Raw genomic sequence first — 13,391 nt, 5'->3', positions numbered from 1 at the left:
AAGGTGTTTTCCGAAATAGGAAAACACCTCTTACTTATTTCTTCTTATTTATAGCAATACTAGCAATCATACCGAGGCAGGCACCTACAAATGCCGGAACGATCCAACCTACACCTTCTGTATAAAACGGAAGCATTTTTAGTAGTGGTGTCCATTTATTCATCAGTACACTTTTGTTTAAAACATCAATCGCACTAAATACCGCTACGAGTCCAATCGTTACCGAATATACGTATACATACTTTCCAATATACTTATGGAATAACCCTAAAATAATAAGCGTTAGTGCAACTGGATAAATAAATCCAAGAATCGGTACCGATACTTTTAAAATTTGCGTTAATCCTAAATTAGCTAAAACCATACTAACAAAACTTAATATAAATGCCCAAACTTTATAAGATACTTTCGGAAATACACTTGTGAAAAATTGACTACAAGACGTAACAAGTCCAATTGAAACACATAGACAAGCGACAGTAAAAATAAGACCTAATAAAACTAACCCACCTTGTCCAAATAATGTAGTCATAACTTGTGCTAACACTTTCGCACCGTTATCAAATGTACCCAATGAACCACTAATTGAACCAACATATCCAAGAATGACATAAATAATAGTTAGTAATAGTCCTGCTCCAATACCAGCAATACTCATATATTTCGCTAAACCTTTATCATCCGCTACACCTTTTGCACGCAGAGCATTTGCAATAACAATCCCAAATATTAAAGCTGCTAACGCATCCATCGTTAAATATCCATCTAAAAATCCTTGGAACATAGGAGCTTGTCCATAATTTCCTGCAGGCTCTTTCACACTGCCTACTGATGTAAACATACTTTTTATAAATATAATAGCAATCATACATAATAATAAAGGCGTTAACACCTTTCCAAACAAGCCCATTAATTTAGACGGTGATAAACTTAACCAGTAAACAATACTAAAGAAAATAGCCGTGTACAATAACAAAACTACGCTACCCGCTTCTGGGAACAACTGGCCTGGCCCCATTTCAAAAGCTAAACTTCCTGCACGTGGTATACCAAGACCTGGTCCAATAAATAAGTACACAATACACGGAAAAATAATTGCAAATGAAGAATGAACCTTGCCTGCTAACGTTTGAAAACTCCCTGCTTTCGCAATAGCGATAACACCTAATATAGGAAGCCCTGTTGCTGATATAATAAAACCTAACAATGCAATCCATACATGTTCTCCTGCTTCATATCCAAGGAAAGGTGGAAATATAAGATTTCCGGCCCCAAAGAACATAGAGAATAACATAAGACTAATAAGCAAAATTTCTTTTTTCTGTAACAATTTCATTTCTTTCTCCTTCTTCAATTTCACCTTACATGAAATCAATTCCACAAATAAAAAAATGCGGTAATCCGCTTCCTTACAAAGAAAACATAGTCCATAGTCTATCACAAAAGAAACACCCATTCTATAGCTATTTCCCTTTTCAAATTTCTTCTGAAAAATCAACCTTTATTGACTTATAATAGTTAATAAGGTAAAATATTAATCATATAATACTATTAACTTTGTTTTTTGCTTGTGTCAGGAGGAAAATATTATGGAATCAGCGATACAACTAGAAAGAGAACAACAAAGAAAAAAGAAACATCCTCCAGGTTTATACTTACTCTTCTTTACAGAAATGTGGGAAAGATTTAGTTACTATGGATTACGAGGATTATTAACATTATATTTAACAACAGCTTTAGTAAGTGGTGGTCTTGGGTTTAGTCCCGCTTGGGCACTCTCTATTTACGGATTTTATACTGGTGCTTGTTATTTCACACCATTGATCGGTGGATACTTAACGGACCGTTTTCTAGGCAAACGAAAAGCCATCACAATTGGTGGTATAACAATGGCAATCGGTAACCTTACACTATTTGCCTTGCAAAACCAAGTCGGTCTATACCTCGGATTAGCGCTTATTATTATCGGTAATGGATTCTTCAAACCGAATATCTCTACACTTGTTGGAGAATTATACGAAGAGCACGATCCAAAACGTGATAGTGCATTTACAATATTCTACATGGGTATTAACGTCGGTTCATTTTTAGCTCCACTCGTTTGCGGATTTTTATCAGAAAATTTATTTAAAACAACAGTGGACGGTGTTGTTCATTTCGGATTCCGTTACGGTTTCTTAGCCGCTTCAATCGGAATGATCATTGGACAAATTTTATTTACAACACTATCAAATCGCTTCCTTGGTGATATCGGTAAAAAACCAACTCGCGATTTGCAAACGGCTGCTGGACAACAAACAATAGGAAATACACCGTTAACAAAAAAAGAAAAACAACGTACAACAGTTATCGTCATTTTAACATGCTTTGTTGTCTTCTTCTGGGCTGGATTTGAACAAGCTGGTAGTTCGTTAACATTATATACAAACAAATTTGTAGACCGCTCTGTGTTCGGATGGGAAGTTCCAACATCTTGGTTCCAATCGGTCAATCCGTTATTTATTATTTTACTTGCACCAGCTATTTCAGCATTATGGGCGAAACTGGCAACTAGAAAAAATGGTGACATGAAAATCCCAACAAAAATGGGACTTGGTATGATCTTACTCGGTATCGGTTATATTGTTCTTGTTATCGCTACGTTAAAAACAGGCAGTGACGAACATAACATTACAGAAAAAGCAAACTTACTATTTATCGTCTTTACGTATCTTTTCCATACGTTAGGTGAGCTATTCTTATCACCTGTCGGGCTATCAATGGTTAGTGCTCTCGCTCCAGTAAAACTTGCTTCTTTATTAATGGGAGTATGGTTAGCAAGCTCAGGTATTGCTAATATTTTAGGCGGACAGCTTGCAAGCTTCACAACTTCACTTGGATATGCTGAAGTATTCACAGTTATTGGCGCTGTGGCGATCGTTTTAGGTTGTGTTTTATTATCAATTTCTAAGAAATTAGTGAAATGGATGGATTAAAAAAAGATGAGGAATTTTCCTCATCTTTTTTTACGCTTTCTTTCCCTTTTCTATTGCTTGTTCATACAAGCCTTTATGTTCTTTATATTCACTTGGAACGAAACTCTTATAGAAGAACGAAAGCCAGCTGTCTCCTTTTTTATATCCTTCTTCTCGAATTTCCGCTGCCTTTTTATTTGATTTAAATCCTTCCGTAAACCATTTCTTTAATGACTCATGCTTGTCATACTTAGCAGGAACTTTTAAATCATAATTTTCAAATGCATATGTATATCCAGCTTTTTCCGCTGCCTTTTTAGCAGACTTATATCCTTTTTCATACGCGGTTTCATATACTTTCACATATGTATCCTTTTCAGTATTTCCAGGTTTCTTTTCAGCTAATTCTTTACCAGCCTTTTCACCAAGTTCCGCTTGTTCTTTTTCAATCTTTTCGGTTCTCTCTTTATTACCTACTTGGAAACCTTCTGCAAAGTTCCCCTTAAACTCAGGAGTAATTTGACTATCGTCCATTGCTTCTTGTGTTAACCCTTGCTCTTTACCTTTTTCAAAATGTGCTTTTTTCTGTTCTTCTAAAGACCATGCCGCAGCATACGCAGTTGTAAATGCTTGTTTATATGCATCTGACTTTCCAGCTACATGTCCTTCTGCATTATTCTTTCCTGCTTTAAAATCTGTCTCTCCGCTTTTTTGCCCTTCAAGCTGTCCTTTTTCCATGTCAGCTTGGCGCTGGGCTTCCTCTTGCTTACGTGCCTCTTCTGCTTTTCTTTGCTCTTCGGCTACACGCTGTCTCTCTTCCTCTGCTTTACGCTGTGCTTCTGCAGCTCTTTGTTTCTCTGCCTCCGCTTTACGCTGTGCTTCTGCTTGTTTCTCCGCTTCTACAGCACCATTATTATTTTGACTAGGCGCAGGGCTTGTTGTTCCGCCGCTAGAAGCTGGTTTATTGTGATAATGATATTCCCCGTACTGCAATCCCCATTTTTCACAATTTGTACGACACGTATGTCCACCATTAGCATCTGTACGTCCTGGATGTGCATAAGCAGAAATTGGCGCTACCAATAACGCTACACTTGTTGTTAAAAGAAGTCTTTTTACTTGCTGTTTCACTTTTGTTCCTCCCAAAATCTAGAATCATTACTTTATTATATAAAAATAGAAAAATATTTAAATGCCAACTGAAATATTCTTTTATTTCTCAACATTGGATAAAAAAAGAAGGTTCACTCTTTAAAGAGTGAACCTTCTTTTTTCTTTATTTCTTAGCCTTTGTTCCTACTAAATCACCCGTAATAACAAAACGCTTAGAATTATCCTTAACAGATACACATGTAATAAGTGTTATCTCATCTTTCCCATGATCCTCTACAACTTCCCATTTATCAGGAGTCACTTCAGATACACCGGTAACAGTATACTCATACTCATTTGCATTGTCATACAAATAAATTTTATCGTTCTTCTTTAAAGTTGATACATCACTAAATAAAACACCTTTTTTTGACATATTATGCCCTGCAAGTGCATAATTCCCTTGTCCCATTACTTGATTTTCTCTTACAGTTGCCGCACCTGATAATAAATTCTTTTCAGTCGACGCTTTTAAAACAGGAAGTTCTAATGAGATGCTCGGAATTGAAATACGACCGATTACTTGTTTTTTATCTAACGATGCACTCGCTACTTCTGCCAAGTCTGGTTGATTAATTTTTGAAGCATCTACAAATTCTGTATCATGCTTTTCATATTCCATCTTTTGAACAGCTTGTACATTCGCTGTCTGCTTCTTCTCTGCATTATATCCATCATAAAATGGCTTTCCGATTAATACACCACCTACAACAAATAGAAGGATTGCTACTATACTATAAATTCTTTGCTTATTCATATACAATTCCTTTCCGTTACAAAATCTTACTCTATATAAAATGATAAGACAATATTGCTATATGTACAAGTGTAAGCTAAAAAAGAAACCTGCTTGCATCAGCAAGAAGGTTTCTTTTTTAGACTAATTTATTTCTGTACAGTGATACGTAAAAGACTGTCATTTGAATAAAAAGCATGAAAAATAAAATATATAATGGATATCCAGGAATATATAAATTAGCTACAGGAGAAAGTGTTAAAAATCCAATAGCAATAACTATTCCATACCAAAATGAAATAAATGTTGTCCGGCATGCCTTTTGTGTAATTGCTTTTTCCCGCTCGTCTTCTTGTGGAAATAATAACGGGTACATCCAATAAGAAAGAGCTTTATGTTTCTTCTTTTGAACTTTATAAAAAATCGTCGTTATAATAGCTACAATTGTTAACAATCCTAATGGCATCATGTTGATTGTTACTTCAAACGGTAATTTCTCAGTTTCAATAATATTTGCCAGCTCTATCCAAGCATAATAGAGCTCAATAAACGCCCAAAAAGCTATCACAAATCTCAGCACATTTAAGATATAAGAAACCCCAATTCTATTCATCCTCTTCCCCCTCCTTATTTAAAACAAATACATCTTCCATCTTTAACTCGAATACATCACAAATCGTCAATGCTAGTAACAATGAAGGAACGTAATCCCCTTTTTCAATTGCAGCGATCGTTTGTCTCGTCACTCCTACCTTTTCTGCTAATACACTTTGCGTAAAATTAAAGCGAGCTCTTAATTCCTTCACCTTATTGCAAATGGTCAAATTTACCACCTCTTACCATCATTGTATGCTTTACTTAACAAAATGTAAACTCAACTTAACATTATTTTTACAAAAAAAATCCAACTTTACGTTTTGTAAAGTTGGATTTCGTTTTAGTTTAAAATTGTAACTTTAACACTTCTTCTGCCCCAATTATTAGCTGTAGCTGAATCTGGCATTAATAAATCAATTATATGACCTTTAATCGCACTACCAGTATCTCCAGCAATCGCCGTACCATAATTTTCCACATACACAGTAGAACCTAATGGAATCACAGCTGGATCTACAGCAATTAGTTTCATGTTTGGATTTGCAGTCAAATTATGTCCTAACTTAGACTTTACAGTTTCACCCGGTTTATAGCCATTTTCAGATGGATCAGCTGTATAAGCAGTTGCTGTTACATAAAATTCTTTTCCACCTTGAGCTGGTTTTGGATCCGGCTTAGCTGGTGTTGTATCTTTAGCTACAGGCTCTGCCGGCTTAGCTACCTGTTCTTCTTTTTGCTTAGCTGCTGCTGCCTTCGCTTTTGCCAACTCTTCTTGCTCAGCCTTTGCAGCTGCTTCAGCTTTTGCGCGCTCTTCTGCTGCAATTCTTGCTGCTTCTTGTTCACGAGCAATTGTTTCTTGTACTGCTTTCATATTTGCTTCAACTTTTGCTTTCTCTTCCGCTGCTAAATTAAGTTGGCTTGCAATCTGATTATATTTAGCCTGAACCGTTTGTAAGTTATCTTGACGTTTTTTCAAGTTATCTTGCAAATCCGCTTGTGCTTTTGCTAATTTTTGCTTATCTACTACTAAAGATGCTTCTTTTTCGTCAATTGCTTTTTTATCTTCTTCAATTTGACGAAGATCTTGTTCTTGTAGACGTAAAATTTCTTTATCTGCTTCTAGAATAGTAGTAACTGCATTCATACGTTGTATGAAATCTGCAAAGTTTTTTGATTCTACAACAACTTCTACTACTAAACTCGTGTTTGAGCTATTTTGAACAGAAACCATACGTTTTTTCATAATATCCTTACGAGCAAGGACTTTATCTTCTAAAACGATAATATCTGCTTTTTTTTGTTCAATCTGCTTATGTGTTTCATCGATTTTATGTTGAATAGCAGCTTGATCCTCTTTATTTTTTGCAATTGTATTATTTAAATTATGTAGTTCGTTTTCGATACCTTGAATTTCTTTACTAACAGCTTGCTTCTCTTGCTCTTTCTTCTGCATATCTGCATCGTTTTGCTGCAATTGCTGTTGCATGTTGTTAAGTTTCTCGTCGTTTGACTCTGCTTTTACAGCGACTGTACTAGAAAGAACGATAATTCCTGCTAATACTAGACTACTGATTCGCTTAAAATAGTTCATAATCCGACTCCCTTCTTATACAGTTATACATGATTTATTTTACAGTTTGTTTACAGGACCATTAAATACAGTTTATTTTTCATGACAAAAAAAGAGAATTGTGAACAAAATGTAATAGATTCTTAAATATTTAACAATTCCTATATTTAAAAATTATAAAAGATGCTAAAATCCAAATATAGAGAAATTAAAAATCCCAAAGGCGGTTGAATTAAATAAAATGTTTACTCAAAAGAAATCACTCCAACATAAAATTGATCAACTAGAAACTCATATACATGAACTAGAAGCAGAATTAAAACAAAAAGATGTGGAAAAACAAGAAATTATATCTTCTATCCATAATCGTGTAAAAAGCGTTATGCAAGAGCACGAACTTGTAAATAGCCAACATCATACACTCCAAAACTTAATTCAACAATTGAACGCATGCTTTGAAAATGTTTCTATGCGCACTACACATTCCAACGAATTAAATAACGAAATGCTACAAAAAGAGCAAAACTTAATTCAATCTATTGAAGAAATTATCGATTGCTCTAATGAAGGAAAAGAATCCGTTCATCGCTTACTCATTGTAATTAATAGATTAGGTGAACAATCTCAACGTACTTCTAATAGTATGAATCATTTAAGCGAACGCTCTAAAGAAATTGAACAAATTGTAGAAGTGATTCAAAACATTGCAGCACAAACAAATTTACTAGCGTTGAATGCAAGTATTGAAGCTGCACGTGCTGGAGAACACGGTAAAGGATTTGCTGTTGTTGCTAATGAAGTAAGAAAACTAGCTGAAAGTACAGCTGAAAGTACAAAAAACATCGGTAACTTAACGAAAAAAATTCAAGAAGAAATTGAAAAAGCATATGAAAATACAAAAGATAATTTACATTTAGTTGATGAAGGTGTTGAAATGAGCGCTGATACTAACGCTAGAATTGAAAATATTTTAATGATGATTCAAACATTACAAAGTGGCGCTACAAATGTTATTAACGCTATCGAAAACCAAAAATCTTGTAACGATGATATATTACGAGAATTTGCAAACACACAACAAATGTTCCAAAAATTAAACACTACTATTATGAATCATATTAATGATGCTGAAAAAGTCGATGTTCAATTATCAAAAAGTATTCAAAAAATAGTAGGTTTTCAGTAATGTAAAAAACCCCCTATGACGTCATAGGGGATTTTTATTATATTTCGAATATTATTTTCTTCTCAATATTCACTCTCTCTTTTGTTATAATAGAAAAGTTATTTCTTTCGACTAATACACAAGGAGGATGTTATGGAACAATTTTATTACATTTTAAAATATTTAATTCTTGGTCTATTCCAAGGACTAACAGAACCAATTCCGATTTCTTCAAGCGGTCACCTCGTTTTAGCACAGCATTTGCTAGGACTAAAAATAGAAGGGTTTAGCTTTGAGCTACTTGTTAATTCAGCTTCATTATTAGCTGTATTACTTATTTATAGAAATGACTTAATTCGTCTAACAAAGAATGGTCTATCTTATATATTCACAAGAGCAGAAGATGCAAAATCAGATTTCTTCTTTATTATTTACCTTGTTATTGCAACCATTCCAGCAGGTGTAATTGGAGTTTTATTTAAAGATTATATCGACCACTATTTAAAAGGTGTTAAAATGGTTGGGATTTCCCTTCTTATTACTGCTATCGGCCTTTGGATTATTCGAAACTTGCGTGGACGTAAAAATGATGGCGACCTTTCTATGAAAGATGCAATCATTATTGGTCTAGCACAAGCTTGCGCACTAATTCCTGGTATAAGCAGATCAGGTGCTACAATCGTGGCAGCAATGTTACTTGGTATGAAGCAAGAAACAGCTCTTCGCTTCTCATTCTTACTATACATTCCTGTTAGCTTAGGTGGTTTATTGTTAAGTATTACAGACATTGCAAACGATCCAAATTTAGATACATTATTTGTACCTTATATTGTTGCTTTCATCGCAACATTTGTCATGACATATATTTCATTAAAATGGTTTATGAACATTATGGCAAAAGGAAATTTAAAATACTTCTCTTTCTACTGTATTATCGTAGGTGTGCTAACTATCATTTTCTTATAAAATGAAACTTTAATCAGTGGGGGTTTTGTTCATCCCCCCTGCTCCCACCTAACTTCTTTGCTCCACCTGAATTTTGAGGTGGGAGTTTTACTGCCCACAAATAGCGGGATAAAAAACCACTTACTGCCCTCATACAGTAAGTGGTTTTTCCTTATGCATAAACTTTCTTTTCCTGACAATACAAGCGAATAACATGTGTATTTTTTTGAAATAAATCATGTGTTAAGCGAATAATAATAAAATTTCGTTTTGTATTATCATCATGAACAAAAATCTGTTCCCCCTCTTGAAAACGCCATGTGCTTTCAAAAGTTGTAATATGATCCCCGCTTACCGAAAAAAGCTCATATTGCATATCATGTACCCTCTTTCAACTTGTATAATCATAATATCTTTATATTAAACTTATTATAACTTAATCTATTTTAAATTTGTAATTTTTTCTATTTCGAGCTATTTCAACTTTGTTTTACATTCTTTTAAGCGCTATAATGATAAACGAAATTTCATTGAAAGGAGCTTCATTTTGACTGCATATTTATTTCCAGTAAAAACAGCTTTTATTTTATTTCCTATTTTAGCAATGTTTCTATTAATTCCTTTTTTAATATTTAATTATCGAAAATACGGTTATTTAAATAAATGGCGCTCATTTATTTTATACTCATTATTACTTTACTTATTAAATGCCTATTTTCTTGTTATTTTGCCGTTACCACAAACGTATGATACTTGTAGCCTACAACCCGCTAATACACAGCATATGCAACTCTCACCATTTTATTTCATACAAGAGATTAGTAATCATACATCGGCAATTTTAACGAAACCTACTACTTATTTCTTGTTATTAAAAGAATCTGCATTTTTACAAGTTGCTTTTAACGTTCTATTAACCGTTCCATTCGGTATTTACTTACGTTATTATTTCCGACGTAGTTTCTTCCAAACAGTGTGCATTTCTTTTTGCCTTTCACTGTTCTTTGAATTAACACAAGTAACTGGATTATATGGTATTTATAATTGTGCATATCGCTTATTCGATATCGACGATCTGTTTTTAAACACACTAGGCGGCGTAATCGGTTTTATCATTGCGCCAATATTTACGTACTTCCTGCCAAAAACAAGCGAATTAGATAGTCATATTGATTTGGAAACGAAACCAGTCGGATTCGTTCGTCGTCTCATCGCTATGCAAATTGATTGGATCTTCTTATCTATCGTTGTACCTTTCATTAAAAACAAAGGAAACTCACTATTTTTTTCTAACATCCAATCTTATACAAATGTATACGAACTCCTTTTCATCGCATGTTCAATCTTAATTTACTTTATTATCATCCCATACTTTACAAATGGAAGAACAATAGGGAAAGCGTTGCTTCGTATTTACATTAAAGGACAAGCAGAGCGTATTACACTAAAAGAATTATTCATTCGTTACGGTATATTCTATTTCATTTTAGGTGGAATCAATTACATTCTTTCTAGTAGCTCTATTTTAAATCATACAGAGCCTTTAGTATTACTAGTTATACTGTTATTCCAATTTGTAATTAACGGGCTATTTATTATTCATGTTTTATTACATGTATTTAGTAGTGATAAATTACTATTTTACGAGCGTATTAGTCATACAAGAAATGCAATTACACTTAAAAAAGCTGACAAATACTAATTTGTCAGCTTTTTTTCATAATCGTAAATAACTTTTCTGTATAAGGGCTTAAAAATATTCCTGTTTCATCTAGTGACTTCCTCACTTTTAGAAACGAATGCAATTCTGGATATATATTTTGCAATTTTTCGTACGTTAACGTATGCATTTTCCCCCAATGTGGGCGCCCTTCATACTTTAGAAAAATTTTCTCCACTTCACCAAAATAAGCGGCATACTTCATACCTTTATACATATGAACAGCTATATACGCTGAATCTCTTCCATATGCTGGACTGAGCCATATATCATCACCTCTCACGTAGCGGCATTCAATCGGGAAGTGCACCTTATACTTTTTCTTTTCAATAAGATTTGAAATTTCTTCTACAACAGCCCTCATATCCTTTGAAGGGACACTGTACTCCATTTCATAAAATGGAACTGTACGTGATGTAGCGAACACTTCATAGCTTGGTCCAATTATTTTCGTGTTCGGTACAGCCTTAGCTGATAATCGGCTTACTCCTTTACTTATAGAAGGAAACCATTTACACCCTTTAGATAATAAAGAGAACATCCTATTTTCAAGTAACTCCACCTTTAGTTTATGCCATTTCAAATCACTTTCTTTACTCGTTGTTTCGTTTGTAAATTTCACTTGTACTTCATCTGAATAAGGAAAAACGAAAAATTCAAAATGACGATTCTTCTTATATTCTTCTAGTTTGTTCATTACAGTAGACAATGATTGTTTTTCACTTTCATAAACAAGCGAATACGCTGGGATAACCTTCAATTTTATCTTTACAATGATACCTAGCATTCCAAGCGACAACTGAAATGCTTTCCAATATTCAGCGTTCTCGGCTTCTGAACAAACTATACTCTCACCTGTTGATAAAACTGCCGTGATCTCTATAACTTGTGTTGATAAACTCCCAAATGTAACACCCGTCCCATGAGTCCCCGTACTAATCGCTCCTGCAATAGATTGTGAATCAATATCCCCTAAATTTTCTTGCGCATAACCTTTTTCCTGAAGTAACTTCCCTAAATCATGTAGCTTTGTTCCCGCCCATACTTCGGCAACCTTCTTCTCTGCATCAATATTCACAATGCCCTTCAATTCATCTAAAGAAACTAAAATTTCTTCCGTTTGCACAAGAGGTGTAAACGAATGACCTGAACCGACAACACGAATTTTCTTTCCTTTTTTTCGTGCAAGCCCCACAACTTCTACTACATCTTGTATACTTTTTGGATACATCGTATAATGCGGCGTTCCTTCTACATTCCCTGTCCAATTTCTCCATTTTTGTCCCTTTATAGAAAGCATTGTCCATCCCCCCGATATGTTGAATACTCTCCAACAATTTCCCCTTGTTTAATGCGATACAAAATAGGAAAACGCTCACATAACTCCCCAGCTTTACTATGACGAAACAAGATAGAATCTCCTATATCCACTAGTTCCTCGCCGTTATAAAAAATTGGCGTTTGCACTTCACCAGCACCTTCTAAAGCTAATAGTTTTGCACCATGCGGCATCCAAACCTCAGGCTCTTTATCTTTACCAACTGCACCTGAGGCAATATATCCGCCACCTAGGCAAGTATAAATAAAAGGAGCCGGTTTGCGTACAACTGGTAAAGCAAATCCGGCAGCTGGCTGAAATTTTACTTCTTTATAATAGTCAAACAGTTTAGGAGAGTAAAAGGCGGATCCTACAGTAATCTCTGAAACTGAGTTATCTTGCTCAGTTGTTTTTATACTTCCTGTTCCTCCCCCATTTACAAATCTTAGTTCAATACCAAGGTTTTGTATTTCTTTTACGATACGTTCTCTTCTTTCTTTAACCTCTAACACTGATTTCTTCTTTAAATACGAAACAGCTTTACTTTTCATCCATTGATTCGGTATATGATCCCCCACCCCGGCAATTTGAGCTTCATATCCCATTACACCATCTAGTATTAAATATGATGAGCCCTTCACCTTTTCTACTATTTTCAAAGCGCTCTGCACATCTTTTACCGGGGATCTTTTTACACCAAAATGAAATTTCAAAAAACGACTACTCATATCAATATCCAAACAAACGCGAAAACACCCTTTAGACTTCTCAGCAATCTTTTCTAAATAAGTAATATGGTCTTCACAATCCACCATACAAGTTATAATGTGCCCTTGCTTTGTTAGCAAACTAATTTCATGTAAAGCTCTTTCATCATAAACAGGATATCCGAGCAATAAATCATTAAATCCTTGTTCAATTAAAAACAAAGCTTCTCTAGGAGAAAAACACATAATACCTTGAAACCGATTATTTGCAGCTAAAATCTTTTTCATAACTGGAACAGAGCGTAATGATTTACTCGCTATACGAATTTTCTTATCTCCACTTAACTCTATAATCGATTGAATATTCCTCCCTAAAGCCACTTCATCTAAAAATGCACACGGTAATGGAACTTCCTTAAAAATTCCTCTATCCACATTTTTCTCTCCTCTTCTATATATGTCTTATACATATTGGAAAGAAAAAATGATTTTCCTGTTTTCAAATAAAAAAAGTTTCTTCTTCACGA

Annotated in this window: 12 protein-coding genes and 1 pseudogene; 4 read left to right on the top strand and 9 right to left on the bottom strand. The window is 34.4% G+C overall.

What is annotated here, in order from left to right; all coding sequences use genetic code 11:
* Nucleotides 1–34 precede the first annotated feature (34 nt).
* Nucleotides 35–1,336 (bottom strand): branched-chain amino acid transport system II carrier protein BrnQ1, encoded by a 1,302-nt coding sequence (gene brnQ1, locus AC1DKZ_RS20100; RefSeq protein ID WP_476996928.1) that lies wholly within the window; start codon nt 1,334–1,336, stop codon nt 35–37.
* Between the two features lie 253 nt (nt 1,337–1,589).
* Between brnQ1 and AC1DKZ_RS20095 the strand changes: the two genes are divergently transcribed.
* The gene (locus AC1DKZ_RS20095; protein ID WP_242310817.1) at nt 1,590–2,975 is read left to right on the top strand and encodes a peptide MFS transporter; all 1,386 of its coding nucleotides are present in this window, start codon (nt 1,590–1,592) and stop codon (nt 2,973–2,975) included.
* A 30-nt stretch (nt 2,976–3,005) separates the two neighbouring features.
* On the opposite strand, the gene AC1DKZ_RS20090 is transcribed toward AC1DKZ_RS20095, so the two are convergent.
* From AC1DKZ_RS20090 to AC1DKZ_RS20070, 5 genes are all read right to left on the bottom strand, one after another.
* The gene (locus tag AC1DKZ_RS20090; RefSeq protein WP_476996926.1) at nt 3,006–4,085 is read right to left on the bottom strand and encodes a YHYH domain-containing protein; all 1,080 of its coding nucleotides are present in this window, start codon (nt 4,083–4,085) and stop codon (nt 3,006–3,008) included.
* A gap of 145 nt (nt 4,086–4,230) precedes the next feature.
* Nucleotides 4,231–4,863, bottom strand: a complete 633-nt coding sequence (locus tag AC1DKZ_RS20085; protein ID WP_002186970.1) for a class A sortase — start codon at nt 4,861–4,863, stop codon at nt 4,231–4,233.
* A gap of 118 nt (nt 4,864–4,981) precedes the next feature.
* Nucleotides 4,982–5,455 carry a DUF2178 domain-containing protein gene (locus AC1DKZ_RS20080; RefSeq protein WP_002134421.1) on the bottom strand — a complete coding sequence of 158 codons (474 nt, stop codon included), beginning with the start codon at nt 5,453–5,455 and terminating at the stop codon, nt 4,982–4,984.
* On the bottom strand, nt 5,448–5,675 hold the full coding sequence (locus AC1DKZ_RS20075; RefSeq protein ID WP_078185072.1) for a helix-turn-helix transcriptional regulator: 228 nt from the start codon (nt 5,673–5,675) through the stop codon (nt 5,448–5,450). Before AC1DKZ_RS20075 ends, AC1DKZ_RS20080 begins: the two co-directional genes overlap by 8 nt.
* A gap of 104 nt (nt 5,676–5,779) precedes the next feature.
* Nucleotides 5,780–7,030 carry a 3D domain-containing protein gene (locus tag AC1DKZ_RS20070; protein ID WP_476996925.1) on the bottom strand — a complete coding sequence of 417 codons (1,251 nt, stop codon included), beginning with the start codon at nt 7,028–7,030 and terminating at the stop codon, nt 5,780–5,782.
* A gap of 661 nt (nt 7,031–7,691) precedes the next feature.
* Here AC1DKZ_RS20070 and AC1DKZ_RS20065 point away from each other — a divergent pair.
* Together AC1DKZ_RS20065 and AC1DKZ_RS20060 are read left to right on the top strand one after the other, a co-directional pair.
* A pseudogene (locus AC1DKZ_RS20065) lies at nt 7,692–8,195 on the top strand (methyl-accepting chemotaxis protein); the annotation flags it as partial.
* Between the two features lie 132 nt (nt 8,196–8,327).
* Nucleotides 8,328–9,140, top strand: coding sequence for an undecaprenyl-diphosphate phosphatase (locus AC1DKZ_RS20060; protein ID WP_002010553.1), 813 nt, complete (start codon nt 8,328–8,330; stop codon nt 9,138–9,140).
* Between the two features lie 151 nt (nt 9,141–9,291).
* Here the strand turns inward: AC1DKZ_RS20060 and AC1DKZ_RS20055 are convergent, their stop codons facing one another.
* On the bottom strand, nt 9,292–9,495 hold the full coding sequence (locus AC1DKZ_RS20055) for a hypothetical protein (protein WP_002010557.1): 204 nt from the start codon (nt 9,493–9,495) through the stop codon (nt 9,292–9,294).
* 171 nt (nt 9,496–9,666) lie between these two features.
* On the opposite strand from AC1DKZ_RS20055, the gene AC1DKZ_RS20050 reads away from it, so the two are divergent.
* Nucleotides 9,667–10,821 (top strand): VanZ family protein, encoded by a 1,155-nt coding sequence (locus AC1DKZ_RS20050; protein ID WP_476996924.1) that lies wholly within the window; start codon nt 9,667–9,669, stop codon nt 10,819–10,821.
* 4 nt (nt 10,822–10,825) lie between these two features.
* On the opposite strand, the gene AC1DKZ_RS20045 is transcribed toward AC1DKZ_RS20050, so the two are convergent.
* Together AC1DKZ_RS20045 and AC1DKZ_RS20040 are read right to left on the bottom strand one after the other, a co-directional pair.
* The gene (locus AC1DKZ_RS20045; protein WP_242248246.1) at nt 10,826–12,139 is read right to left on the bottom strand and encodes a D-arabinono-1,4-lactone oxidase; all 1,314 of its coding nucleotides are present in this window, start codon (nt 12,137–12,139) and stop codon (nt 10,826–10,828) included.
* On the bottom strand, nt 12,127–13,299 hold the full coding sequence (locus AC1DKZ_RS20040) for an amino acid deaminase/aldolase (protein WP_476996923.1): 1,173 nt from the start codon (nt 13,297–13,299) through the stop codon (nt 12,127–12,129). The genes AC1DKZ_RS20045 and AC1DKZ_RS20040 overlap by 13 nt, the downstream gene beginning before the upstream one ends.
* Nucleotides 13,300–13,391 lie beyond the last annotated feature (92 nt).

Source organism: Bacillus sp. 05T21 (assembly GCF_056396785.1).
Note: the sequence above shows the minus strand (reverse complement) of the source record. Positions and strands in the feature narration are given on the sequence as shown.

Bases quoted from the DNA above. Each gene is read 5' to 3' on its own strand.
- AC1DKZ_RS20070 (WP_476996925.1), bottom strand. From the start codon at position 7,030: ATGAACTATTTTAAGCGAATCAGTAGTCTAGTATTAGCAGGAATTATC.
- AC1DKZ_RS20085 (WP_002186970.1), bottom strand. From the start codon at position 4,863: ATGAATAAGCAAAGAATTTATAGTATAGTAGCAATCCTTCTATTTGTT.
- AC1DKZ_RS20055 (WP_002010557.1), bottom strand. From the start codon at position 9,495: ATGCAATATGAGCTTTTTTCGGTAAGCGGGGATCATATTACAACTTTT.
- AC1DKZ_RS20080 (WP_002134421.1), bottom strand. From the start codon at position 5,455: ATGAATAGAATTGGGGTTTCTTATATCTTAAATGTGCTGAGATTTGTG.
- AC1DKZ_RS20060 (WP_002010553.1), top strand. From the start codon at position 8,328: ATGGAACAATTTTATTACATTTTAAAATATTTAATTCTTGGTCTATTC.
- AC1DKZ_RS20045 (WP_242248246.1), bottom strand. From the start codon at position 12,139: ATGCTTTCTATAAAGGGACAAAAATGGAGAAATTGGACAGGGAATGTA.
- brnQ1 (WP_476996928.1), bottom strand. From the start codon at position 1,336: ATGAAATTGTTACAGAAAAAAGAAATTTTGCTTATTAGTCTTATGTTA.
- AC1DKZ_RS20095 (WP_242310817.1), top strand. From the start codon at position 1,590: ATGGAATCAGCGATACAACTAGAAAGAGAACAACAAAGAAAAAAGAAA.